This is a genomic window from Paenisporosarcina sp. (genome assembly GCF_057785155.1).
The window spans coordinates 304,428-330,699 of the sequence record NZ_JBYNRN010000012.1 but is presented as its reverse complement, the minus strand read 5'-3'; the positions used below and the strand labels follow the sequence as shown (position 1 = coordinate 330,699).

Annotated in this window: 27 protein-coding genes; 2 read left to right on the top strand and 25 right to left on the bottom strand. The window is 36.8% G+C overall.

All coding sequences use genetic code 11. From position 1 onward, the window contains the following. The first annotated feature begins 1 nt into the window (after position 1). On the top strand, positions 2–979 hold the full coding sequence (locus AC3EA5_RS04870) for a 4-hydroxy-3-methylbut-2-enyl diphosphate reductase (protein ID WP_488607303.1): 978 nt from the start codon (positions 2–4) through the stop codon (positions 977–979). Positions 980–1,662: 683 nt separating this feature from the next. Here the strand turns inward: AC3EA5_RS04870 and AC3EA5_RS04865 are convergent. The 9 genes from AC3EA5_RS04865 to ccpN all read right to left on the bottom strand — a co-directional run bounded on the left by AC3EA5_RS04865 (position 1,663) and on the right by ccpN (position 10,745). Further along, positions 1,663–2,781 carry a Nif3-like dinuclear metal center hexameric protein gene (locus AC3EA5_RS04865; RefSeq protein WP_488607302.1) on the bottom strand — a complete coding sequence of 373 codons (1,119 nt, stop codon included), beginning with the start codon at positions 2,779–2,781 and terminating at the stop codon, positions 1,663–1,665. Beyond that, on the bottom strand, positions 2,778–3,476 hold the full coding sequence (locus AC3EA5_RS04860) for a tRNA (adenine(22)-N(1))-methyltransferase (RefSeq protein WP_488607301.1): 699 nt from the start codon (positions 3,474–3,476) through the stop codon (positions 2,778–2,780). Before AC3EA5_RS04860 ends, AC3EA5_RS04865 begins: the two co-directional genes overlap by 4 nt. A gap of 222 nt (positions 3,477–3,698) precedes the next feature. Further along, positions 3,699–4,067 carry a cytochrome c550 gene (gene cccA / locus AC3EA5_RS04855; protein WP_488607300.1) on the bottom strand — a complete coding sequence of 123 codons (369 nt, stop codon included), beginning with the start codon at positions 4,065–4,067 and terminating at the stop codon, positions 3,699–3,701. A 142-nt stretch (positions 4,068–4,209) separates the two neighbouring features. Continuing rightward, entirely contained in the window at positions 4,210–5,349 is a 1,140-nt protein-coding gene (locus tag AC3EA5_RS04850; protein WP_394187713.1) for an acyl-CoA dehydrogenase family protein, read from the bottom strand. A 106-nt stretch (positions 5,350–5,455) separates the two neighbouring features. After that, complete coding sequence (locus tag AC3EA5_RS04845) at positions 5,456–5,950, bottom strand: hypothetical protein (RefSeq protein ID WP_488607299.1); 495 nt, start codon at positions 5,948–5,950, stop codon at positions 5,456–5,458. 153 nt (positions 5,951–6,103) lie between these two features. Then, positions 6,104–7,234: an RNA polymerase sigma factor RpoD gene (gene rpoD, locus AC3EA5_RS04840; RefSeq protein ID WP_394187712.1), complete on the bottom strand. Its 1,131-nt coding sequence runs from the start codon at positions 7,232–7,234 to the stop codon at positions 6,104–6,106. Between the two features lie 29 nt (positions 7,235–7,263). Continuing rightward, positions 7,264–9,075 carry a DNA primase gene (gene dnaG / locus AC3EA5_RS04835; protein WP_488607298.1) on the bottom strand — a complete coding sequence of 604 codons (1,812 nt, stop codon included), beginning with the start codon at positions 9,073–9,075 and terminating at the stop codon, positions 7,264–7,266. Between the two features lie 214 nt (positions 9,076–9,289). Further along, positions 9,290–10,093: a pyruvate, water dikinase regulatory protein gene (locus AC3EA5_RS04830; RefSeq protein WP_488607297.1), complete on the bottom strand. Its 804-nt coding sequence runs from the start codon at positions 10,091–10,093 to the stop codon at positions 9,290–9,292. Between the two features lie 13 nt (positions 10,094–10,106). Next, on the bottom strand, positions 10,107–10,745 hold the full coding sequence (gene ccpN, locus AC3EA5_RS04825) for a transcriptional regulator CcpN (RefSeq protein ID WP_394187709.1): 639 nt from the start codon (positions 10,743–10,745) through the stop codon (positions 10,107–10,109). Between the two features lie 338 nt (positions 10,746–11,083). Here ccpN and AC3EA5_RS04820 point away from each other — a divergent pair, with 338 nt between their 5' ends. Next, positions 11,084–12,466: a glycine--tRNA ligase gene (locus AC3EA5_RS04820; RefSeq protein WP_394187708.1), complete on the top strand. Its 1,383-nt coding sequence runs from the start codon at positions 11,084–11,086 to the stop codon at positions 12,464–12,466. Positions 12,467–12,489: 23 nt separating this feature from the next. Here AC3EA5_RS04820 and recO read toward each other — a convergent pair whose 3' ends face one another. The 16 genes from recO to prmA all read right to left on the bottom strand — a co-directional run bounded on the left by recO (position 12,490) and on the right by prmA (position 26,268). Further along, entirely contained in the window at positions 12,490–13,284 is a 795-nt protein-coding gene (recO, locus tag AC3EA5_RS04815) for a DNA repair protein RecO (protein WP_488607296.1), read from the bottom strand. Between the two features lie 18 nt (positions 13,285–13,302). Continuing rightward, on the bottom strand, positions 13,303–14,217 hold the full coding sequence (gene era / locus AC3EA5_RS04810; protein WP_488607295.1) for a GTPase Era: 915 nt from the start codon (positions 14,215–14,217) through the stop codon (positions 13,303–13,305). Beyond that, positions 14,201–14,611: a cytidine deaminase gene (locus AC3EA5_RS04805; protein WP_488607294.1), complete on the bottom strand. Its 411-nt coding sequence runs from the start codon at positions 14,609–14,611 to the stop codon at positions 14,201–14,203. Before AC3EA5_RS04805 ends, era begins: the two co-directional genes overlap by 17 nt. 12 nt (positions 14,612–14,623) lie before the next feature. Then, positions 14,624–14,989 carry a diacylglycerol kinase family protein gene (locus AC3EA5_RS04800; protein WP_488607293.1) on the bottom strand — a complete coding sequence of 122 codons (366 nt, stop codon included), beginning with the start codon at positions 14,987–14,989 and terminating at the stop codon, positions 14,624–14,626. Further along, positions 14,976–15,464, bottom strand: coding sequence for an rRNA maturation RNase YbeY (ybeY, locus tag AC3EA5_RS04795; protein WP_488607292.1), 489 nt, complete (start codon positions 15,462–15,464; stop codon positions 14,976–14,978). Before ybeY ends, AC3EA5_RS04800 begins: the two co-directional genes overlap by 14 nt. 11 nt (positions 15,465–15,475) lie before the next feature. Further along, on the bottom strand, positions 15,476–17,581 hold the full coding sequence (locus tag AC3EA5_RS04790; RefSeq protein WP_488607291.1) for an HD family phosphohydrolase: 2,106 nt from the start codon (positions 17,579–17,581) through the stop codon (positions 15,476–15,478). A 209-nt stretch (positions 17,582–17,790) separates the two neighbouring features. Continuing rightward, positions 17,791–18,753 (bottom strand): PhoH family protein, encoded by a 963-nt coding sequence (locus AC3EA5_RS04785; protein WP_394187701.1) that lies wholly within the window; start codon positions 18,751–18,753, stop codon positions 17,791–17,793. A gap of 2 nt (positions 18,754–18,755) precedes the next feature. Further along, complete coding sequence (locus AC3EA5_RS04780) at positions 18,756–19,883, bottom strand: sporulation protein YqfD (RefSeq protein WP_488607290.1); 1,128 nt, start codon at positions 19,881–19,883, stop codon at positions 18,756–18,758. Continuing rightward, the gene (locus AC3EA5_RS04775; RefSeq protein ID WP_488607289.1) at positions 19,876–20,121 is read right to left on the bottom strand and encodes a hypothetical protein; all 246 of its coding nucleotides are present in this window, start codon (positions 20,119–20,121) and stop codon (positions 19,876–19,878) included. Before AC3EA5_RS04775 ends, AC3EA5_RS04780 begins: the two co-directional genes overlap by 8 nt. 50 nt (positions 20,122–20,171) lie before the next feature. Next, positions 20,172–20,618: a hypothetical protein gene (locus AC3EA5_RS04770; RefSeq protein ID WP_488607288.1), complete on the bottom strand. Its 447-nt coding sequence runs from the start codon at positions 20,616–20,618 to the stop codon at positions 20,172–20,174. A 35-nt stretch (positions 20,619–20,653) separates the two neighbouring features. Further along, complete coding sequence (gene floA / locus AC3EA5_RS04765; protein WP_488607287.1) at positions 20,654–21,664, bottom strand: flotillin-like protein FloA; 1,011 nt, start codon at positions 21,662–21,664, stop codon at positions 20,654–20,656. After that, positions 21,661–22,989, bottom strand: a complete 1,329-nt coding sequence (locus AC3EA5_RS04760) for an NfeD family protein (protein WP_488607286.1) — start codon at positions 22,987–22,989, stop codon at positions 21,661–21,663. Before AC3EA5_RS04760 ends, floA begins: the two co-directional genes overlap by 4 nt. Positions 22,990–23,305: 316 nt before the next feature. Next, on the bottom strand, positions 23,306–23,479 hold the full coding sequence (rpsU, locus tag AC3EA5_RS04755) for a 30S ribosomal protein S21 (protein WP_016426884.1): 174 nt from the start codon (positions 23,477–23,479) through the stop codon (positions 23,306–23,308). A gap of 102 nt (positions 23,480–23,581) precedes the next feature. Then, positions 23,582–24,253, bottom strand: coding sequence for a deoxyribose-phosphate aldolase (gene deoC, locus AC3EA5_RS04750; RefSeq protein WP_488607285.1), 672 nt, complete (start codon positions 24,251–24,253; stop codon positions 23,582–23,584). Positions 24,254–24,576: 323 nt separating this feature from the next. Next, on the bottom strand, positions 24,577–25,314 hold the full coding sequence (locus AC3EA5_RS04745; RefSeq protein WP_488607284.1) for a 16S rRNA (uracil(1498)-N(3))-methyltransferase: 738 nt from the start codon (positions 25,312–25,314) through the stop codon (positions 24,577–24,579). 6 nt (positions 25,315–25,320) lie between these two features. After that, on the bottom strand, positions 25,321–26,268 hold the full coding sequence (prmA, locus tag AC3EA5_RS04740; protein WP_394187693.1) for a 50S ribosomal protein L11 methyltransferase: 948 nt from the start codon (positions 26,266–26,268) through the stop codon (positions 25,321–25,323). Between the last annotated feature and the right edge of the window lie 4 nt (positions 26,269–26,272).

Here is a 26,272-nt window from a genome sequence, read left to right as displayed (position 1 = left end):
TATGCAAGTACTCAAAATTTCACCCCGTGGATACTGTTACGGAGTGGTAGATGCCATGGTAATCGCTCGTAATGCTGCGATGGATCAATCACTACCACGACCTATTTATATATTAGGAATGATTGTTCACAATAAACATGTAACAGATGCCTTTGAAAGAGATGGTATTATCACTTTAGATGGTGATAATAGAAAAGAAATATTAGAGAAAGTTGATGGTGGAACTGTCATCTTTACAGCTCACGGAGTTTCACCTGAAGTTCGTGAATTAGCCAAACAAAAAGGGTTAGTATCAATCGATGCAACTTGTCCCGACGTAACTGTAACGCATGATTTAATTCGAGAAAAAACCAATGAAGGTTTTCATGTAATCTACATCGGGAAAAAAGGACACCCTGAACCTGAAGGTGCGGTTGGTGTTGCACCAAACGCTGTCCATTTAGTTCAAACGATTGAAGATGTTGAACAATTAAATATTGTTGCTGACAAATTAATCGTAACCAATCAAACGACAATGAGCCAGTGGGACGTTGCAGCTTTAATGGAAAAATTAAAAGCCAAGTTCCCACATATCGAAGTTCATAAAGAAATTTGTTTAGCAACTCAAGTACGACAAGAAGCAGTAGCTGAACAAGCTGGAGCTGCTCAACTTCTTATCGTGGTAGGAGATCCCTTGAGTAATAATTCAAATCGCTTAACACAAGTGTCTGAAGAAATTGCCAACACCCCTTCTTATCGAATTTCAGACCTTTCAGAACTTAAACTTGAATGGCTTGAAGGTATTGATAATATTGCGGTAACGGCTGGTGCCTCAACACCAACTCCAATTGTTAAAGAAGTGGTTCAATTTTTAGAAAAGTATGATCCACTTAACCCTGAAACACATAGTCTAGCTCGAACAGTAAGTATTGATAAAATTTTACCTAAAATAAAAACACCTAAACCAGTAGACCGAATCGAACCATATCCTATTTCATAACAAACTAGAGGCTATCCAATTAGTTTGGATAGCCTCTAAGACTGTAGACAAAAGTATAGAAGGACAAAAATTAGACTTTTGCATATTGCACTGAATTGAAAATGAAGGTGGTTGGCTATTTCTTTCGTTTTCCGCGGACGAAACGCCAGCATCCTCGGCTGTTAAAAAAAACCCTATGCTCCTGCGGTTACTCGTCGCAAACGAATTGTGCACAATTCGTTGCCTGTGGGGTCTAGCGTGTTTCGTTTTTCCGCTAGAGTCTTCAGAAATTGCCAACCACAACCCTGCTAAAATAGTTTGCAGAATCATGCTTAAAGTAGCAGTTATTATTAGGCATGACCGCTTACCCAAATTTAAAAGTACTTGACACAGTTGTTTTCTTCCTTAGAAGTTCATTATCATACATTGAATATTTTCCGATTTCGAATTACAGAGTCGTAAAATCGAATGTGTATATACCGATAAGAATAAAAATTTATTATCTTCATATTCACAAAATTTCTGTTTGATTGAAATGGAAGCGGCGACTCCATCGGAATTAGCAAGAACTGAAGACCCTGGACTGAGCGTCGCGAGGGAAGCGGCTGAAGTCTTGCCCGCGAAAAGCGTCCGCTGCAATGGAAATCATCATTTTTATTATTCTTCAATCAAAATGGGTATCCAACTTTTTGGATACCCTCTTTTTATATAATTTGAAAAGGTTCCGTGGAAATAGTTGAAGGAATAAATGTGCATTCAAAATTTTTACTTATGCATAGTTCATTCATTTTTTCAGACACACCTTTTTTCATAATTGATTCAACATGATGTCCAGGATCAACAATGGATAAACCTGCGGCTAGTGCATCTTGGGCAATATGGAAGTACATATCTCCTGTAACAAAGACGTCTGCACCAGCTCTTTTTGCTTTATGAATATAACTATTCCCATCTCCGCCAAGAACAGCCACTTTATGAACAAACGTTTTTGAATCCCCCACCATTCGAACAAAGGGCACGGAAAATCTTTCTTTGACAAGCTTTGCAAAAGACGCCAACTCCATTTTTTCTGACAGTATACCAATACGTCCGATTCCTTGAAGATTGGTCTTAGTCTCAAGGAGCCAAATATCGTATGCTACCTCTTCATATGGATGATTTTCTTTCATGGCTTTAACAATTTTAGACTCTCTTGAAGAGGGAAAAACCACTTCTATTTTTACTTCATTTACCGTTTCTAAACGATCCCTTTGACCAATCGTCGGATTCGCTCCGTTTAATGGTTGAAATCTACCTTCTCCACTTGTTGAAAAACTACAACTATCATAATTCCCTATTTGACCTGCTCCGGCTGATGCTAATGCCTCTCTTAACATCTCTGCATGACTTTCTGGCACGAATACAGCTAATTTCATAAGTTTTTCAGAATATGTCTCTTCAAGAATTTGAATGTTTTGTAGTTGCAATGCTTCAGCTAATAAATCATTTACCCCACCTTGAGCAACATCCAAATTCGTATGGGCTGCATATACCGTTATATCATGCTTTAAACAAAGCTCAGCAATCTTCCCTGTAAAAGTGTCTGTGCGAAGGTTTTTTAATGGTCTAAAAATCGGAGGATGATGTGCAATAATTAGTTCACATTTTTTATCGATTGCTTCTTGTACAACTTCAGGAGTGACATCTAATGTGACAAGAACTTGATTGACGGACCTATTCAACTGACCAATTTGTAAACCAACAGGATCTTCATCAAGTGCAAAAGCTTTCGGTGACCATGACTCAAATAGTTGAATCAATTCATGACCATTTACTTTTTTCAAATTGATATAGCCTCCTTTACAATTTGTAATTTCATTTCCAGTTCTTCTTTTTTCATTTTCACTTCTTGAGATACCTCAGCATCTTGAATGGCTTCTAGAATTCTTGTCCATTCTTGTGATTCTTTTTGCCATTTAGAAAGAAATACCTCTTTTTTTGATTCCATTAAGAATGGTCCTAAAAGAAGTTGACTTGGTGTTAAAGACATTTTACCTTTTTCAAGGACTAATATTTCGTAAATTTTATTATCTTCTCTTAAAATATCTTCAGCAATAAGCTTCCATTCATTTGTGATCGCCCAATCTCGGATCGCTTTCGCATGGATATTTGGTTGTAAAATAAGACGTTTAACTGTAGCTAATCGATTCAAATCATTATTTAAGATGGTTGCGATTAAAGGTCCACCCATCCCGGCAATCGTAACTGTATCAACCGTATCTTCAATTTCGATCGCTTTCAGTCCATTGGCAAACCTAACTGAAATAGACTCTTCTAATTGCTCTTCCCTTACATGAGCTAAGGCAGAATCATATGGCCCTTTTGCCACTTCACCAGCAATCGCTTTTGAAGCGAGATTATTATGAATTAAATAACAAGGTAAGTATGCGTGATCACTTCCAATATCAGCTACAATAGATGCTTTTGGAACATAATACGCAACTCTTGATAAACGTTCTGAGAGTCGTTGTGCGTTCAACGAAATTCTCCCCTTTCTTTTACTTAGACTTTGAAAACTGGTATAGGTTTTTATTTTAATAAGTTCTATGAAATGCTGTTCTTTTTAATATGTATTGGAGAAGGTAGACTTTAGACAAATGCCAACCTATTAATAGCACTTTTTTAGACAGATTTCCTATATGAAATTGTACCACAAACATGAAAAAACCCCTTGTCCTTTAAAAGGATAAGGGGAGATTTCTTATTTCAATGTTAAAATGTATTCAGCCATTTGCTCTTCTTGTCCTGGTAATAGACCACCAGGCATACCTGAACCTTTACCATTTGTAATGATTTCAGTTAATTCTTCTTTTGATAATGAAGTACCAACTAAAGCAGGTCCAACGCCACCACTTAAATCGCCGCCGTGACAACCGATACATTTACCTTGAGCAACTTCAGGGTCAAATTCTGAAGCATCACCTTCAGTTTCTTCTGTTTTAGCTCCGCCTTCTTCATGACCTTCAGCAATTTCAGCTTTTTTCTCTACACCCATAATTGATAGGAAGAAAATTAGTCCAATCCCGAAAGCAAAAATTAAAATGAAAGGAACTATTGGATTTTTTTGCATTGTGAAACCTCCCTCTTTTCGCTCATTCTTTTTCTAAAATAGAATCAGTCAACATAGTTATTGTACTGCATTCCTCTAAAAACGAAAAGTGTTTACACAGTTGTTTTTAATGATTGTGCCAATTTCGACAAATTCCCGAATATTAGCAACCAATTTCTCGTGCAATAACCATACGTTGAACTTCTGAAGTTCCTTCACCAATTTCAAGTAATTTCGCATCGCGCATATAGCGTTCTACTTCATATTCTTTCATGTAACCATACCCACCATGAATTTGAACTGCTTGATCTGCGATTTGCATAGCAATTTCTGATGCATATAGCTTACACATTGATGCTTCTTTCGTAAATGGACGTCCTTGGTCTTTTAACCAAGCAGCTTTATGAACCATCGTACGAGCTAATTCAATCTTCATAGCCATATCAGCTAATTTAAATTGAGTAATTTGAAACTCTGAAAGGGACTTACCGAATTGCTTGCGCTCTTTTGAATATTTTAATGCCTTGTCAAAGGCTGCTTGTGCAATACCAACTGCCATTGCCCCAATACCAATACGCCCACCATCTAAAGTGACAAGAAACTGGCGGAAGCCTTCCCCACGCTTACCTAAAAGATTAGCTTTTGGAACTCTTACATTCTCTAACACTAATTCTGTAGTATTTGATGCATGTAAGCCCATTTTTTCATAGTTATCAATTACTTTAAAACCTTCTGCATCAGTCGGAACAATAATTGCACTGATTTCTTTTTTGCCATCTTTAATATCTGTAATTGCAGTAATAGCTAAATGTTTTGCGTAACTAGCATTCGTAATATATACTTTGCTGCCGTTAATGATGAAATCGTCGCCATCTTCAATTGCACGTGTTTGAGTGCCACCAGCATCTGAACCTGCATTTGGTTCAGTTAATCCAAATGCTCCAAATGATTCACCCGTACTAATTGGTGTTAAGTATTTATGTTTTTGCTCGTCTGTACCAAATAAGTTTAGTGGAGCTCCACCTAACGAAATGTGAGCAGAATATGTAATCCCTGTTGAAGCACACGCACGACTTAATTCTTCCGTTACGATTGCGAAACTAACTGTATCAGCTCCAGCACCACCGTACTCTTCACTAAAAGGTAAGCCCATCATCCCCATGTCGGCTAATTGTTTAAATATTTCTTTAGGAAATTCTTTCGTACGGTCACGCTCTATCGCTCCTGGTGCAACGACTTTATCCGCAAATTCACGCATGGATTTGCGAATCATTTGATGTTCTTGCGATAAATCAAAATTCACTTATTTCAACCCCTTTAATTTTTAAAACGTTTACATTATTCATTATATCTGAAATATTCAAACATACAAAATAAAAATCGGTCAATCCTATTGGACGACCGATTTTTCAAGAGAAAAATAGAAACAGAATGACTAATATAAAGCCGACTGCGCCGGATAATGTGAAATAAGGTAATTTCAATAAAAGTCCTGAAACTAGCCACATTAAACAATTAGACGCTACTAATCCTAGTAGAATAAAAGGATTTTCAGAAAAATAGCTTAGCCAAATTTTAAATGACAGCCCTAAAATGATGAGAGCATTACTAATATAGAGAAAAGGGATTAAAAATTTTTTCTTCCTAGATAGTTTTACCGCACTAATTAATAGAATAATGGCAAGAATACTGGCGATTATAAATGGAATCCAAACATAAGTGTCCATGACAAATAACATGACTAAAGTGATTATGGGTAACCCTAAGATGAAAAGAAGTTGAATTATTTTCCCCTTTTTTTCTTTTGCTAGTAAGGACTTTGATTGTTTATTTTCAAGCTCTAGATCTGTTTCACCTTGTGCATAAAGTGCTGTTAAAAAGTCACAATAATGTGCTGGAAGCAAGGAATTATGTTTCCAAAACTGTATTTCATTTAATATGATTTCTTTTCTATGTGTACTCAGATTGACACCCCTCTAATTGAGAGCTTTTTACTTACGATTATACCATTTCATGACATAAAGAAAAGACATCCTTTTACAGGATGTCTCAAGTTTTTATTCTAAAAAGTCTTTTAATCGCTTACTTCTAGAAGGATGACGGAGTTTACGTAAAGCTTTTGCTTCGATTTGTCGAATACGTTCTCTCGTTACGCCAAATACTTTTCCAACCTCTTCAAGCGTTCGAGTTCTTCCATCGTCAAGACCAAAACGCAAACGTAGAACATTCTCTTCACGATCAGTTAACGTATCTAAAACGTCTTCTAACTGCTCCTTAAGGAGTTCATATGCAGCATGATCTGAAGGTGATTGAGCATCCGAGTCTTCAATAAAGTCGCCTAAGTGTGAGTCATCTTCCTCACCAATAGGAGTCTCAAGCGAAACTGGTTCTTGAGCAATTTTAAGAATTTCACGAACTTTCTCTGCTGGTAATTCCATTTCTTCCCCAATTTCTTCCGGAGAAGGCTCGCGTCCTAAATCTTGAAGTAATTGTCTTTGAACACGAATAAGTTTATTAATGGTTTCTACCATGTGAACTGGAATACGAATCGTACGTGCCTGGTCAGCAATCGCACGAGTGATAGCTTGTCGAATCCACCAAGTTGCATAGGTACTAAATTTAAAGCCTTTTCTAAAATCAAATTTCTCAACAGCTTTAATTAAACCCATATTCCCTTCTTGAATTAAATCCAAGAAAAGCATACCGCGACCAACATAACGTTTTGCGATACTTACAACTAATCGTAAATTGGCTTCAGCTAAACGTTTCTTAGCTTCTTCATCTCCATTTTCGATGCGTTTTGCCAATTCAATTTCTTCGTCGGCTGATAATAAATCCACACGACCGATTTCTTTTAAATACATGCGAACAGGGTCATTAATCTTAACACCTGGTGGCACACTTAAATCATTTAAATCAAATGTTTCAGTTTCCGAGCTTTTTTTCATTAATTTTTCTAAATCTTCTTCGTCGCCATCTTTACGACCAAGTTCAATACCTTTCGTTTCAAGCTGTTCAATAAATTCTTCGATTTGATCGGATTCTAACTCAAATACGGATAATTTCTCAGCTATGTCAGCAAAAGTTAATTCGCCATTTTTTTTACCTGTTTCAACAAGAGATTTCTTTGCTTCCTCTAATGTAACCTCTGTCTCGACCTCTTTTGTACGTTCAGACTTGTCCGCCATAAGTCTTCCTCCTTTTAAACCACATCAATTTACAATGTTGATAACGATTTTTTCAAATCGATAATTTCTCTGGCAATCTCTAGTGCGCGTTTCATATCTTGAAGTTTTTCAGCTTCTTTTGATTCGTGCATTTTCAATTGTATTTGAAGCTCTATACGATGCTTATTTATTTGACGAAGACAGTCAGAAACCTCTTCCCGAGCATGCTCAGGATCTCGTTCTGTCAACGTTGCTTCCATCACTAATTTACGTAACTCATTGTCATTTAAGGTTTCAAGAAATCGATGTGTATCTGCCTGAGCAAATTCATCATAAAAACCAATGAGACGTACAAATATTGCTTCATAAGGATCATGTATAAAAACATGTAATCCGTGATCTTGGTGTATTTGATCAACGATTTCTGCTTGATGTAGCATATGAGAAAGTAATAATTTCTCTGCTCGATCAATTGCTTGTAACTTTTTGTTTTTAACAGGTGTCATCTCTTCCATCTTTTTAGAAGATGGTTTGGATTGCTGTCTCAGAGATTTGCCTTCGATTTTTCTAAATTGCTGATAAATAGCATCTTCAGAAATGTTGGTTTCTTTAGAGAGTTGTCTTATATATAAATCTCTCTCAAGTGGTGAAGACTTCACTATTAAATGTTCTAACACTTCTTGAACATATTGAAGTGTATCATTTTCATATTGGAAGTTTTTATTTTTGCGAGCTGCCATCATCATGAATGCTAAGTAAGCATGAGGACGGTCTATAATTTGAGTCTGAAAAGCTTCTGGGCCATATGTTTTCACATAATCATCCGGATCTAATTGATCCGGTAACAAAGCAATTTCAGTTTTGACATTCTCACTCATTAACAATTCGGAAGCACGTTTAGCAGCTTCCCAGCCTGCAGAGTCTCCATCATAACAAATGGTGACGGAATCTGTTAGTCGTTTCAACTTACTAACATGTTGTTGCGTCAAAGAAGTACCCATAGTACCTACCGTATTAGTTATACCCGCTTTTGCTGCAGCCATAACATCCATAAAACCTTCCATCACAATGACTTTGCGTTTTTTTCGAATGATTGGTCTGGCTACATCTAAGTTGTACAAAATTTTGCTTTTTTGGAAAATAGGAGATTCTGGACTATTCATGTACTTTGCGTCTTGAGAATCATTCTTTAAAACTCTTCCTGAAAAGCCTATTACGTGTCCAAATTCATTTTTTATAGGGAACATAATTCGTTCCCTGAACCTGTCGAAATATTCATCCTTATTTTCTTTTCGAATAATAAGGCCACATTTCTCCATCTCTGCAAGATCAAAACCCTTACGAGCTAATAAAGTCGTTAAGGAATCCCATCCTGGTAAAGCCCACCCTATACCATACTGTTCAATAAGAGCTTTCGAAAATCCTCTTTCTTCTAAATAATGAAGAGCTTGTTCGCCTTCTTCTGTATTTAAAAGAAGATGATGATAATAGTCCATTGCAAATGTATGGGCTTCTTTCATATGACTTTCTTCTTTTGAAACAGGTTCCACAGGAATTGTAGATGGTTCAACTTCTAATTCTATTCCGACTCTGGCACCTAATTTGCTAACTGCTTCTTGAAACGGAATTTGTTCAATATCCATAACAAAAGTAATCGCATTGCCTCCAGCACCACAACCAAAACAATGAAAAATTTGCTTATCTTGTGTTACAGAAAAGGAAGGTGTTTGCTCCCCATGAAAAGGACATAAACCAAACCAGTTTCGACCGCGTTTGGTTAACTGTACATATTCACTTATAACATCGACTACATCGTTAGCCGAACGGATTTGTTCGATCATTTCTTCAGGAATTCGTTGCATATTTTCATCACCATCTTTGTAGTCTAAGTATTGAATTCGAGATAACCGATGAAAATCCTGCAAGATTCGACAAAAAAATAGAATTTCTCTTTAAAAAACCTCGTTCTTAAACATTTTTACCACAATTTTTTATTATAAAACGTTTTTTATGAAAAATCTATCTATTTATTTGAAATCAAAAGAAAAAACCCTCCCTAACCGGGATGGTTTAAACTTACTGAATCTTGCTGAGAATAAGATTAGCCGTTTCTTCAACTGCTCGATTAGTTACATCAATAACATGACAGCCAATTTTTGAGACAACTTTATCAAAGTGGACTATTTCTTGTTTTATTCGATCAAGTTTAGCGTAATTAGCATCATCATTTAACCCTAGTGCGATTAAACGTTCTTTTCTAATTGAATTTAATTTATCTGGCGAGATGACTAAACCAAAACATTTAGCTGGGTCAACTAAGAAAAGTTCCTCTGGAGGTTCCACTTCAGGCACTAACGGCACGTTAGCTACACGGTATCTTTTATGAGCTAAATATTGAGACAAAGGTGTTTTAGAAGTACGTGATACACCGACCAAAACAATATCTGCTTTTAGAAGTCCTCTAGGATCTCTGCCATCATCATATTTAACCGCAAATTCAATCGCTTCTATTTTTTTGAAATAATCATCATCTAATTTTCGTACTAAGCCTGGTTCCTCAAAAGGAGTCTCAGACAAATCATCTTCAAGTGTATCGAGTAATGGACCCATTAAATCAATCGAACGAATCCCGATTTTAGCTGATTCATTCAATAAATAAGAACGCATTTGTTTTCTTACGAGCGTATATAAAATCATTGCGTTTTGTTCTTTTGCTAAATTCATTATTTCTTTCAAGTGATCAAAAGTTTCAATATGAGAAAAACGCTTTAAAGAAGTATCTTGTAGCCCAGGTCGGAATTGGCTAACGGCTGCTTTTGCAACTAATTCTCCAGTTTCCCCAACTGAGTCAGAAACAATAAATATATTGAGTCTCTTCATTTTATTCATCACCTCAAATATCATGATTTTCTGCAAGCGACAGAAAAGCACCTGTTATATTCGTTTTAGTTAATCTACCAATTACCTCATACCCATCTGAATGTTCATGAACGATTGGTAAAGCATCAATTTGTTTATCAATTAACATTTTTGCTGCATGAATTAAGGAATCGTGTTTAAAGCAAAATGTAATATTAGGCATTCTCGTCATAATAATATGAACAGGAATTTTGTTTAAATCTTGCTGACCTAAGCTTGTTCGAAGCAAGTCTTTTCGAGAAAGCACTCCCGTTAAGTAAGCATTCTTATCTACAACAAATAATGTGCCGACATCTTCCAAAAACATTTGACAGATCGCATCGTACACAGTCATATCTTCAGCCACTACAACCGGAATCGATTGAAAGTCGCGAACCTTCATATTCATCATACTATCTTTGACAGCTTGACCTGTCTTTTTACCAGAATAGAAATAACCTACGCGTGGTCTTGCATCTAAAAAACCAGCCATTGTTAGTATGGCTAAATCTGGTCTTAATGTAGACCTTGTTAAATGTAATCGCTCTGCAATTTGTTCACCTGTAATGGGACCATTGCCTTTAACGATTTGTAAAATATCTTCCTGACGTTTATTGAGTTCGATCGGACTCACCGCCTCAAAAAGTGTTATACTCAATGTTCAATATTATATACTAATTAAGTACGGTTATCTAGTGCCTAGCTCATGTAGCGAAAATGATTTTATTATGATACAATAGAAGCAATTAAATAAGACGAAGATGAGAAAATAAGTAAGGTTCTATACATAGCGAGCAGTGTCGGTGAAAGTCTGCAAACGAACTTGAAAAGGCGTCTCGGAGTCATGATTTATGAAAGTGGATTGCTTTTTGCAATCAACTGGGGTGGAACCGCGGGTATTATGCACTCGTCCCCGGACATGTAACAATGTCCGGTGGATGGGTGCTTATTTTATTTTTTGGAGGGATTTTAATGTCAATTTCAATGGAACAAGTAGTTAGTTTAGCTAAACATAGAGGATTTGTATTTCCTGGCTCTGATATTTATGGTGGTTTAGCAAATACGTGGGATTATGGTCCTCTTGGTATCGAATTAAAAAATAATATTAAAAAAGCATGGTGGCGTAAATTTGTTCAAGAGTCTCCTTATAACGTAGGTCTTGACGCAGCCATTTTAATGAACCCAAAAGTGTGGACTGCTTCAGGTCATGTTGGAAACTTTAACGACCCGATGATTGATTGTAAAAAATGTAAAGCCCGTCATCGCGCAGACAAAATCATTGAAGATGCCTTAGATAAAAAAGGCATTGAGATGATCGTCGATGGGTTATCATTCGAGAAAATGGAAGAACTTATTAAAGAACACGATATTAAATGTTCAGAATGTGACGCTCAAGACTTCACAGGTATTCGTCAATTTAATTTAATGTTCAAAACTTCTCAAGGTGTTACCGAATCATCATCAAATGATATTTACCTTCGCCCTGAAACAGCCCAAGGAATCTTCGTGAACTTTAAAAATGTACAGCGTTCTATGCGTAAAAAAATGCCTTTTGGTATTGCTCAAATCGGTAAAAGTTTCCGTAACGAGATTACTCCTGGTAACTTCACATTCCGTACGAGAGAATTTGAACAAATGGAGCTTGAATTTTTCTGTAAACCGGGTGAGGATTTAGAATGGTTCTCTTACTGGAGAGAATATTGTAAGAACTGGTTGTTAAACTTAGGCATGAACGAAGACAATATGAGATTACGTGATCATGATGAAGATGAATTATCTCATTATGCGTCAGCAACTACTGATGTTGAATATAAATTCCCATTCGGTTGGGGTGAGCTTTGGGGCATTGCAGACCGTACTGATTTTGATTTAAAACGTCATATGGAACACTCTGGAGAAGACTTTAATTACATCGACCCTATAACGAATGAACGCTATGTCCCTTATTGTATCGAACCGTCATTAGGTGCGGACCGCGTGACACTAGCATTCTTATGTGATGCTTATGCTGAAGAGCAATTAGAAGGAGATGACAAGCGTACGGTTTTACGTTTCCACCCTGCAATTGCCCCAGTGAAAGCAGCTATTTTACCTCTATCGAAAAAATTAGCTGAAGGTGCTGGCGAAGTTTTTGCTGATTTGAGTAAATCCTTCATGGTTGATTACGATGAATCTCAATCCATCGGTAAACGCTACCGTCGTCAAGATGAAATTGGGACACCTTTCTGTATTACGTACGATTTCGATTCGGTTGAAGATGGCCAAGTAACAGTTCGTCATCGTGATTCTATGGAACAAACTCGTATGGCAATTACAGAGGTAAAAGCTTACATTGAGAAACATTTAGAATTTTAATCTTCACAACAAAAAACGCCAGGTCAGTCTTCCGATTTAGGAGACTGATCTGGCGTTTCTTTTTTAGAAAATAGAAGCGGAGTTCGTTCAAGTTGATCTAAAAAGGAACGTGATTTTAAGCGTATTCCTGTTTGTTCATCATAAATGGTCCGAACTATTTTTTTGATAAACATTTTGGTTTCCTTTTTTAGCGTAAGCTTACCTACTTGATCGATTGGAACCGTGTAAAATGTTCGAATTAACTTAACTTGTGATGGTGTCAAACGAATTATATACGGGTCAATTTCAAAACAACGATGGCAAAGGAAACCAATTTGTTGAAATGAAAATGCAAATTCTCCATCAGTCGCTTTACAGTTTGCGCATTCGTGTAAGGTTGGATATATACCCGTTACGGGTAACATTTTCCACTCGACAAACAACGCAATTGCCTCCGGGTCATATTCTTCGGAAATAGCATGTAAAGAATTTTTCAATAAATTAAAAATAGCTGCCTGTGGAGTTCGGTCCTCTACTGCTCGATCAATTAGTTCCACAATAAAGCTGGCATAAGCTGTCGCTTCGATATTTTCTCGAATATGCCGATACGATTCGACTTGCTCTCCCTGCTGGATAGTCCCCATCCCATTCCCCTGCTGTATCAAAAAAGACCCATGAGTAAAAGGTTGTGTAACGGAAGCTAACCGACTTGCAGGTTTTTTAGCACCTCTTGCCATCGCAGTAATTTTACCCGTTTCACTTGATAAAAGTGTAATAATTTTATTTGTTTCTCCATAATCACGTGTTTTTAAGACAATGCCTTCTACTCGATTTAGCACTGAACAACACGCCTTTCTTTAATACTCGTCGTCGCGGAAACCAAAGTCACGTAAATGAGTAGATTTGTTGCGCCAATCCCTTTGTACTTTTACCCAAATTTCTAAAAACACCTTAGATCCAAGAAGCATTTCAATGTCTTTACGTGCACGAACACCAACTTCTTTTAGCAAGGCTCCTTTTTTACCAATGACAATCCCTTTTTGTGAATCGCGTTCAACCATTATTGTTGCGTTTACGCGAATCATATCTTTTTCAGGATCTTTAGCAATTTTTTCAATCACTACCGCAATAGAATGAGGTATTTCTTCATGTGTTAAATGCAAAACTTTTTCACGAATTAACTCTGAAATAATAAAACGTTCAGGATGATCTGTTACTTGATCAGCCGGGTAATATTGAGGACCTTCTGGTAAGTGGTTGCTTAAAACACCAAGAAGTTTTTCGATATTTATTCCTTCTAAAGCTGAAATTGGTAATACGTCTGCAAAATCGTATTCTTTTCTAAAAGATTCAATCACGCTTAGCAATTTGTCTGGGTGAATTAAGTCAATTTTATTCATAACTAAAAATACAGGCGTTTCGTTATCTTTTAGCATTTCTAAAATATAACGATCTTGTTTACCAATACGATCCGTTGCATCCACCATTAAAAGAATTGCATCCACTCCACGAAGTGTATTTTTGGCAACTTTCAGCATGAAGTCCCCTAATTTGTGTCGAGGTTCATTTATTCCAGGTGTATCGATAAAGATCATTTGTTCTTTATCAGTTGTTAAAACACCTTGAACTTTATTTCTAGTTGTTTGGGGCTTATCACTCATAATGGCGATTTTTTGACCGATTACACGATTTAAAAAAGTCGACTTCCCTGCGTTCGGACGTCCAATGATTGAGATAAAGCCGGATTTGTACCCTTTATTTGCTTCCTGCATAAGCTAAATCCTCCGGAGAAAATGCTCCAGGTAACAATTCTGCTACCGTTGTTTCTTGAACATCGCCTTTTAAATTGATTAAGTAAACAGGCATATTAGGTTCACAGAACTCCGCAATGACTTGTCTGCATGCTCCACAAGGCGACACAGGCCCGTCTGTGTCTGCAACAACTGCTATTGAGGCAAAATCACGAACTCCTTCTGAAACAGCTTTAAACATAGCTGTACGTTCTGCACAGTTCGTCATGCTATAAGCTGCATTTTCAATATTACACCCATGATAAATTTTCCCGTCTTTCGTTAATACTGCTGCACCAACTTTAAATTTCGAATATGGGACATACGCGTTTTCGCGTGCGATTTTTGATTCTTCCATTACTTGCATTTTATCCATCGTTCAAACACCTCAATTAAATATTTCCATCCACTTTGGTAAAAAGATGAGTATTCCGATTATAGCACTTGCACAGGCAAATACAAGAACAGCAGCAGCGCTCATATCTTTTGCATGCTTAGCTAAAATATGAACCTCAGGTGAAGCTAAGTCTACGACACGTTCTAATGCAGAATTTACTAATTCAAGGCTTAACATTCCAGCGATGCAAAGCACAATGATCGTCCACTCAACTAAAGTTATTTTGCTCAATATGCCTGCAAATATCACGACTACAGTTGCTAATAAATGAAAACGAAAATTTCGTTCATATTTAATAACTTGTTTAAATCCTTGAAATGCAAAGCCAAATGAGTCGAAGAAATTATTGCTTTTCATCCAAATCACGACTCAATCCAAAAGACAGCAAGATCTCTTCTTGTTTCTCGTTCATTTCCTTTTCTTCTTCTGGTTCCATATGATCATATCCGAGCAAATGAAGGAAACCATGAACTGCTAAAAAACCAATTTCCCTTTCATAACTATGCCCATAATCTGAGGCTTGCTCTTTTGCCCGTTCTACTGATATTAAAATATCACCGAGTAATCTTGGTGCACCAACTGCCTGAATCTCCATTTCTCCCTCTCCGAGTTCTTCCATTGCGAAGGAAATGACATCCGTAGGTATATCTTTTCCACGGTAATCACGGTTAATCTCTTGGATTTTGTTATTGGTAATGAAACTTACAGAAAGCTCACTGCCTTCTTCTATTCCTTCTGAAACAGCAGCATGATTAAGCATGCGTTCAATTAGTTCTAACGTTTCTTTTGATAATGATTCAGTTTCGTCAAGTAAATCTAATTCTAAATGCATAAGTTGCCTCCTTATTGTGGGTATTCAATACGAGAATGGAAAATTCCGTTTAACGTCTCACAAAGAACTCGTTCAACCGTTTTTAATTCTTTGATCGTTAAATCACATTCATCGAATTGACCATCGTGTAATTTATCTTTAATAATGGCATGCACAATTCCTTGTATCTTTTCTTGAGTAGGTTCTTTCATCGAACGAACAGCTGCTTCGACACTATCAGCAATCGAAATGATTGCCGTTTCCTTTTTTTGAGGCTTCGGACCAGCATATCGATAGTCTGCTTCATTAATGTCATGGCCTTCTTCTTTCGCTTTGATGTAAAAATATTTTAACAGACTTGTACCATGATGTTGTTCGGCAATATCAACAATTTCTTTTGGCATCTTGTGTTTTTGAAGCATATTCGCACCGTCTGTACCATGAGCAAGGATAATATCTCTACTCGTTTCAGGGGGAAGAGAATCATGCGGATTTGCGTGACTCATCTGATTCTCTATAAAGAATCCAGGGCGTTTCGTTTTGCCAATATCATGATAATAACAGCCTACGCGAGCTAATAATCCATCTGCACCGATCGATTCGCATGCTGCATCAGCTAAGTTAGCTACCATGACACTGTGATGATAAGTCCCTGGTGTTTCCGTTAATATTTTCTTTAATAACGGATGATTTGGATTGGATAATTCAATTAATTTCATGGCTGATATTAGTCCGAAAGCAGACTCAAAAAAAGGTAATAGCCCAATCGTCAAAGCACCTGACAACAAACCAGACGTAAATGCTGCGATTCCATAAAATAATAACTCAGACAACCCATACACCGTTTGATTCATTAGTAGATAAAATGCCATGAACACTAAATTCACAACAGCAACGGCCATACTCGTTTGAAGCAAATGAGACCGCTTATCTATTCCTTGAATGACATAAAGTCCAGCTAATCCACCAAACAAAATATACAAAGCGATTTCCATTTGTAGCACAGAAGAGTAGCCTTCTTGGAAGATAATACCTGCCACTGCAGCTGTTAAAAATGCCATTAATACACCAAATCGTTCGTTTATTAATGATCGAACTAACATAGGAGCTAGAGCGGTGGGAAATAAAAAGGCAATCGTAAGATCAAAATTCTCTGACACGAGACTTATTAATTTCATACCTGTCACAGATAGGATAAAAATCAGCATAGACACAATTAGGACGCGTTGTTTTTCATCTTTATCAGCATTCCATTTTTTTAATTGGACATAAAATAACCACATGCATAATGCTATAAATAAAAATAACCCAATTGCAGGTTTTAACGAAGACTGATTATCCAACATGCCGACAAGTTTTAACTGACGATATATTTCTCGATCAACAATTTGTCCTTCACGAACGATAACTTGTCCTTGCAAAATTTTCGTCGGTTCCACACTCGCCTTTACCTGTTCAACTCTTTCTTCAGTTAATTCTTTATTAAGAACTTCGTTTTCAACAATGCTAAATCTACCAATAAATACGACGGTAGGCAAAACATTCTCGGGAATCGATAAATCTCCTCTTAACCGTCGTTCAATGTCATTTTTAGCCGTTGCCACTTCTTCTACTCTTATCGGCTCACTCATGATCAACGATACGGAAGAAGTTACTGAATTTCGTAATTCCATCAAGTCATTGTTTTCCATTAATAATAGAGAGCTTATTGCTTCATCTGAGAAACGGAGACCCTCCCCTTCTGTTCCTAGCACACTTAAGTTCTCTCGGACTTGTGAAATGTTTTCTTCCATTAATTCAGAATCATATGCATCTGAAGTTTTGACATCTTGAATTAAATCAAAAATTGACGTAACAAGAGCTGCACTTTTTTCACCACTTTGTTCAGAAAACTGATATACATTTTCTACTTCTGAGGCAATTCGGTTACGTTCTTCTTCCGTTTTAATTGGATCTTCTACAGTTTTCACCGATCGAATCGTTTCATTTGAAGGTTGTAATAAAGTAATGTCATATTTTTCTGGACTGACACCTGTCAACATTAGTAAATAGACAATAATACCTGTAAGAATAAGGGCAGAGAATGTAAAAGTTCGATACCCAATCTTTCCTTGTATTTTTTTATTCCAGGTTTGCATTAAGTCACCTCAATCTCTAGCTACTAGTTTACCAAGAATATTCAAACTTATCACACTTTATAAATCTAAATTTTTCATTGATGCATTTAATAGCATTCATTCATCCTTATACGAAGAACATAAGGGATTAGATTCACGTAACTTTTTAATTGATATCATTATTTTACCAATAAATACTAATTAGTTAAAACAAAGAAAAACAGCGGTCCTTATTCAGACGGCTGTTCTTCGTATGCTTGTATTATTTTTGCCACTAATGGATGACGGACTACATCTCCCTGTTCGAGCATTTGGAAGTGGATTCCTTTTACGTGACCAAGTATTTTTTCAGCTACAATTAAACCAGACTCGGCTCCACGAGGTAAGTCGATTTGTGTTTTATCCCCAGTAATAACCATTTTAGATCCAAAACCGAGGCGTGTTAAAAACATTTTCATTTGAGCTTTTGTTGTATTTTGAGCTTCATCCAAAATGACAAAGGCATCATCTAAAGTTCTACCCCTCATATATGCAAGAGGAGCAATTTCAATGGTCCCTCTTTCAATAAATCGAGTTGTTTGTTCAGTTCCTAAAATTTCATGCAAAGCATCATATAATGGGCGAAGATAAGGATCTACCTTTTCTTTTAAATCTCCAGGAAGAAAACCAAGGCTTTCGCCTGCTTCAACTGCTGGACGAGTTAAAATAATTCGTTTAACATGACCATTTTTTAGGGCTTGAGTGGCGAGTACAACAGCTAAATAGGTTTTACCAGTTCCTGCTGGACCAATACAGAATGTTAAGTCCTTATGACGAATAGCTTGAACATATTCTCGTTGTCCAATTGTTTTTGCTCTTATTGATTTCCCTTTTACATTGCGCGCAATTTCTTCATCGTAAAGTTCTGAAAAATATTCTAGCGTTCCATTCGTACTCATTTCAATTGCAGTACTCACATCACGTTGATTTATATTTATACCTTTACGTATCACCAAAAGTAATTGTTCGATCAGTTGTTTACCGATTTTTTGTTTTGATGGATCACCCGTAATTCGTATGGATTCGCCGCGAGTAATTATTTGAATATCAAGTTCCTGTTCAATTACTTTCATATTTCCATCAGATATCCCCAATAACTGAATTGCCTCATTAGGGTCTTGAACGTGTAATTCTGTCAGTTGATCTTCCTGCATGCTCAGTCTCCTTGGTGGATCGGTCGTTTTTGTGCAATATTATCATTTATGTAATACAGTACTTTCCCTTTTACTTTATCATTTGACCAGGCAATGTGTAAAATCTTTTCCTGTTTAATCTGACCATTTGATGATAATGAAGCATTAGATTTTATTTGAAGCAATGGTAAAAATGAATTTTGAATCCACTCCTCATCTACGATTTGGGTTTTATTTTCATATATCAAATGCGTATTCACTTTAAAAACATTTCTTAAAAATTGAACAAACGAAGGTATAGAACGTTTTTCATTATAAACTTTCCAAGCGTGTTTCACGTTTAAAAATGTTACTTCTTTTCCTTTTAATTCTTTATATTTGATTGTTTTTGGTAATTCAAACGAGACTTCCATCCAGTAATCAGCAAATACTCTACCTTCAGCACCTACTACTTTTTCTATGTTTCCTTGTTTAATGATTCCTGAAGCCAGTAAATCTCCTTTTTGGACTGTTTCATGAATTTGAACCACTCTCTCACCTGATTGCAAATCGTAATAAGTAATGACCCCTTTGCGCGTTGCAATCAAATCAGAAGGCGTCTTTTTTGGCGCATATTTAATTTCATTCACAGGAGCAGGAACTACCTCAAAATGGATTGAACTGCCTTTGCGATTAATGTGAATCCAAGATAAATCTTTATTGTTCGCTAGTAAAGATTGTCTTATTTCTCCATCACTTGGAATGTCATTTTTAAGAGTCTTTTCTTTTACATTTAATTTTAGTAGCTCGGATTGGATTTTTGCTTTTCGTTCTTCTGAAACATCTTCAATTCCTACTTCCCAAACTACATGAGAAAACAAGTATGGAACTAGAATAAACAGCATTATTCCTAGCCATATATAGGTTTGAAATTGAATAATATGAATGGCATCAGGACGAGACATGTTCAACTTAATACCATATTTTTTTCTAATGTTTTTTATTTTTTTTAAGTGAATTTCATGAAAGGAGAATTTCAGTTCTTCTTCGTTAGATGATAATTTAATTATGTCAACTTGCTGTTCTCTTAGTGCTTGTAAAAATGTAAAAACACGAGGTCCTTTTTTCACACGACAAACAATTAACCGTTTCTGTGAAATTTTTTTACCCATTATCTTTGCTCTTTCTAATTTCTACATGTTGAATGTTGCTAACTTCAATCCTTAGTTCGCTTCGATTCATTGAAAGGACTCGGATTTCTCCAGCTTTGAGGAATATATCAAATCCTTCACCATGAAAATGACCTGAATCATCGCTTAACTGGAGTAATTCGAAAGGTCCCTTAAAAGATAAATGTTGAAAATTTTCCATTTGTATAATTGGAATCAGCTCTAAGTGTTGATTAATCAAAAAAAGACCTCCTTATCTTCAGCTTATGCTGAAAAGAAGAAGGTCATGAGTTAACGTTTAGATTTTGGTGGAGCTAATATTTCTGAAAACACAATGGCCTGAATCACTTCATGACCTGTTTTAGGTAACAAAGATGGTGCTGCTATTTTCTGATTACGCACTGTTTTAGTTTTTTGATGTACAGATAATCTTCCAGTTGATTTTCTAGAAGTGTCTTCGACCACTTTAGTTGGATTGATTTCAGACATTGCTGGTTGAGTTCGTTCAACCGGCGGTGACATTGGTAGACTTTGACGAGAACTCTCTCGATTTGGCGACCTTTGCTTCTGTACTTCTTGAAACACTTCTTTTGCATAATCTTCTATTCTTCTCGCAGACTTCTGATCCAGGGGTTTTGACATAAAGGGTTTAGTTTTGCCATCTGTATCCTCAGTGTTTTTACCTTTAGTAATCATACCGATTACCAGCATAATGATTGCAAAAATGATTCCTTCCAATGTCTCATCCCTCCTTCAAGGGTTAATAATCACTACTAGTCTTGAGTGATATCATTCTGCGTTTTATCTTTGCCAATTTTACTAATTGAATCTCTCATGCTTGTATCAGCTTGAACATTTTTATAATTCATATAATCCATTACGCCAATATTACCTTCGCGCAAAGCTTCTGCCATCGCTAAAGGTATTTCAGCTTCAGCTCCAACAACTTTCGCACGCATCTCTTGTACTTTTGCAATCATCTCTTGCTCAGTTGCAACAGCCATTGCACGACGTTCTTCTGCTTTTGCTTGCGCTATTTTCTTATCAGCTTCTGCTTGCTCAGTTTGAAGTTCAGCACCGATATTTTTGCCGATATCTACATCCGCAATATCAATCGATAAGATTTCAAAAGCCGTACCCGAATCAAGGCCTTTTGATAAAACAGTTTGTGAAATCATGTCAGGATTTTCAAGGACTTTCTTGTGATTAGTACTCGAACCAATCGTAGATACAATACCTTCACCCACACGAGCAACGATTGTTTCTTCACCTGCACCACCAACTAAACGGTCTATATTTGCACGCACTGTAATTCGTGCTTTCGCCTTCACTTCAATACCATCCATTGCTACACCAGCAATAAATGGCGTTTCAATAACTTTTGGATTTACAGACATTTGAACGGCTTCTAAAACGTCACGACCTGCTAAATCAATAGCCGCTGCACGTTCAAAAGGTAATTCAATGTTTGCGCGATGAGCTGCAATCAACGCATTCACAACACGATCAACGTTACCACCAGCTAAGTAATGACTTTCCAGTTGATTATTTGTAACCGTTAAACCCGCTTTATGTGCTTTAATTAATGGGTTCACAATACGAGATGGAATTACTCGACGCAACCTCATACCTACTAATGTAAAGATACTGATGCGAACTCCTGCAGCTAATGCTGAAATCCATAATGCAACTGGTACAAATGTAAAGAATATTGCTAGTAATATAAATGCAGCAACAACCAATAAAATAATACCGATTGTGCCTGTTGTAATGCCTTCTATCATACTAATTCCTCCCCTTCTTTCATTTCTCTAACCACTGTACGAGATCCTTCGACTTTAATGATTTTCACCATTTTTCCACGATCAACATAGCCACCCTCAGTTACAGCATCTATTCTTTCACCGTCAAGCATAATGGTTCCAGAAGGACGCAGAGGTGTCATGCTTTCTGCAAACTTTCCGAGTAATTCTACACGGTTTACATTCGAAACGTAACCGTGTTCCGTGTCGGTTGCGTCTGTAAGAATAATCTTGTTGAAAAGTTTTAAATTCTTTCCAAAGAATTTCATGATAATCACCATTCCCACTATTGCGACCAATAATGCAATCAACACAGAAATACCCATGTGAATCACATTTCCTCCCGCAAGAATTATACCACCAATAATTAGTGCTAGTCCTATTATACCAGCAATGGCACCTGGTAAGAAGAACTCTGCAATAACAAATCCAACACCAACTATAAATAGCACTAATGATTCATACCCAGCTAAACCTGCAACCATATGTCCAAAGAAGAATAAACCTATTGCGCTCAGACCCATGAATCCTGCTACTCCAAAACCTGGGGAATACAATTCAACAATCAACCCTAGACTAGCAATTGATAATAGAATTGGCACAATAATAGGGTTTGTTATAAACCTCGCCACTTTTTCAGCAAATGTTTCATTAACTGAGACAATTGTTGAATCTGATAAGCTGAGCTTCTCTAATAACTCGTCGAATGAGTTAACAGTTCCTTCAGAGTATCCCACCGTCAATGCTTCTTTAGCTGAAAGAGTTAAAAGCTCTCCCTTAGGTGCCCGATATTCCGGCATATCTACAGAGTCATCCGCCATAGCGAGTGCATATTGAGGGTCCCTTTTAGATGATTCAGCAGCTGTTATCATCGAGGTCGACCAAGCACTTTTCGCTTTGACTTCAGCAGCATTTCCTGCTCCATCGATTACTGCAGCAGCTCCTATTCGACCATTTGGAGACATATAGATCTCGTCCGCATGCAACGCGATAAATGCACCAGCAGACAACGCATCATCATGGATATATGCTATTGTACGTAACGAAGTTTCATCCATTAACTTTGCAATATCTGCTGCAGAATCTACAAAGCCTCCTGGTGTATCAATATCTAATATAACCAGTTCCGCTCCAGCTTCTTCTGCTTCGTCAAAAGCTCGTTCAAGAAAAGCATATAACCCTTTTTCAACTTCGTTTTGTATGGGTATGCGATAAACTTCGGCCGCATTTACGGGCAAACTTGGTAACAACAATAAAAAAGACATAACGAGCAGTAATATTCCACTTATACCTCGAGTCCTCTTCATAATGATCCCCCTTATTTTATGACAAAACGTCGTCCATTAGTATGTACGGATGAATAGATAAAAAGATTCATTTATTTCACAATAAATTTATAGATTAAAATCAACCTTACACATTTTTTATCCCAATAAAATAAGCCAGAAAATCAAAAAGATTTTCTGGCTTACATATAGGCTTTCTTAGTCATCAAGTAGTACGTGTTAAGAACGCAGGGAATATGGGAATTTGTCCACTTACGTTTACGCGCAGCTTCTGATTTCTGTTACGCTTTACGTTTGTTTCTTCAAAATCATGAGCAAAATATTGGTAAGTCGAAAATTAGAATTTACGTTTACGCGCAGCTTCTGATTTCTTTTTACGTTTTACACTTGGTTTTTCATAAAACTCGCGTTTTCTTACCTCTTGAATTGTACCACTTTTAGAAACAGTACGTTTGAAGCGACGAAGAGCATCTTCAAGCGATTCGTTTTTGCGAACGACAGTTTTTGACATCTCTCTTTCCCTCCCTCCGAACACACATCAATACACGACCTAGTGTCATGTACTCTAGAATTATATCGTAAACTCTTAATTAGGTCAATACGGTATATCTAATTAATAGTCAGAATTTGAAGTTAAACCTTGCATGATCTGTACACCTGAACTAGCTCCAATACGAGTAGCTCCTGCTTCAATCATTTTTTCAACGTCTTCAAGGCTTCTAACTGCTCCAGAAGCTTTAACGCCAAGGTCAGGTCCAACAACTTCACGCATTAATGTCACGTCTTCTACTGTTGCCCCACCTGTAGAAAAACCAGTAGACGTCTTAACGAAATCCGCACCAGCATCTTTAGAAAGTTGACTCGCTACTTTTATTTCTTCTTTTGTTAGTAAGCAAGTTTCTAAAATTACTTTTACAATTGCTTTACCTTTTGCCGCTTCTACAACAGCTTCAATATCACGCTTTACTAGTGCAAGATCTTCAGATTTTAATGCTCCTACATTTAGGACCATATCTATTTCTCCAGCACCATTTTGAATAGCATCCTTTGTTTCAAACGCTTTTGTTTCAGGAGTTGATGCACCTAGTGGGAAACCAATAACTGTACATACTTTTACTGGAGTTCCAGTTAATAGTTCAGCAGAAATCTTTACCCATGTTGGATTAACACATACTGAAGCAAATACATATTCTTTCGCTTCTGCACATAGTTTTTCTATTTGTTGTTTTGTAGCATCTTGTTTTAATAATGTATGATCGATCATTGACGCGATATTTTTAGTCAATTAGTTTCACCCTTTCGGAAGTTGTCCGTACCTCTTCATTTTAACATGCAGTTGTAATAAAAGTAAAAGTGTTAATTCGATTAGGAACATACATGTATTTTTTACAAGGATTACCGTTGATTGGATTGGAGACGGCGACTCCGAGGGGAAAAGCAGGAGCTTTAGACCCTGGACCGAGCTCGCGAGGGAAGCGGCTAAAGCCATGCCCCCCGGAAAGCTTCCGTCGCAATGAAAATCAACACTTTATATTCGTCTACATGCATATCTTTCCCTATCGTAGAAAGGTATTTAAATCATATAGTAAAAATTAATGAAAACCTTTGCTATTCCAATTCATACGAAATTGCTGAAAGAACATATAAAGGAGCCGTTTCAGCTCTTAAAATCCGAGGACCAAGAGAAATGGAATGGAACCCCTTCTCATGTAATTCAGAAATTTCTTTTCTAGACAAGCCACCCTCTGGACCGAAGACGACAAGTATTGAATCAAAATTCAACGCTTCTTTTAACTGATCAACCAGTCTTTTTCTATCGGTCAGTTTTGCCTCTTCTTCATCAGCTACATAAAGACAATCGTATTTTGACGACATACTGAGTAGTTGCTTAAATGATAACATTTCACTAATTTGAGGGATTTTATTTCGGTGTGATTGCTCTGCAGCTTCTTTCGCGATCTTTTGCAATCTCTGCTGCTTTTTCAGACCTTTTGAAGAATCCCATTTTACAATTGATCGTTCTGCATCAAAAAGAACTAACTCATCCATACCAAGTTCTGTGCCTTTTTGTGTAATTAAATCGAGTTTTTCACCTTTTGGTAAACCACAACAAATCGTGATTTTTTTCGGTAACTCATTACTCTTTAAAGGACCTTCAATCATTTCAACTCGAACATCTTGTCCTTCAAAGCCGATAATGACAGCCTTATATGCAACCTCTTCCGTAACGATGATGATTGAATTACCTTCTTGCATCCGCATAACTTTTTGAATATGTTTAGCATCATCACCTGAAATAAGTAATCGGTTATTAATAAATGGAAGTGAACTAAAATACCGTTGCATCCTCTTTTATTCCTTTGCCGGTTTCTTCGAAAGTATTGTTACCCAGTCTTCCATCATCATTACTTCATCAATAATGAATCCAGCTTCAATAAGTGACTGTTTTACATCCTCTTTCTTAGCTCCGATAATTCCGGATGTAATATACATTCCGCCGTCTTTTACCACCTTAAATGCATCATGAGTAAATGACATAATTATTTCTGCCAAGATATTAGCAACGACGACATCTGCTGGTTCCTTAACGGTATCTAATAAGTTTCCATGAACAACTTCCGTTGTACCTTGGACTTTATTTAATTTCACGTTAATTTTTGCAGATCTTACAGCCACTTCATCTAAGTCAAGGGCATGAACATGCTTTGCTTCAAGTAAGGCAGAACCAATTGCCAATACACCTGAACCCGTACCGATATCAATAACGGTGTCTCCTGGTTTAACCGTTTTCTCCAAAGCTTGTAGACACATAACGGTTGTAGGATGTGTACCGGTTCCAAAAGCCATACCTGGATCAAGTTCAATGATCAATTCATCCGTCGATACAGGTTCATATGTTTCCCAAGTAGGAACGATGGTAAAGCGTTCTGAAATTTTGACTGGGTGATAATATTTTTTCCATGCTGTCGCCCAGTCTTCTTCATTGACTTCACTTATAGTCACGACATTATGACCTAAATTGATATCAAAGTTAACAAGGTTATCAATCGCGAGCTTTATTTCTTCAACAGTTTCACCTAAAAAGCTGTTTAAAGGTAAGTAAGCTTTTACAATAACTCCTTCTTTAGGGAAGTCATTCGGATTAAGCTCATATATTTCACCAAAAATATCTTCACGATCACGACTTAATTCTTCTGAATCCTCAATTACCACTCCACTTGCGCCTGCTTCATGAAGAATATTTGATATCGCTTCAACAGCTTCGTTTGTTGTATGAATCGAAAGCTCCGACCATTTCACCTGC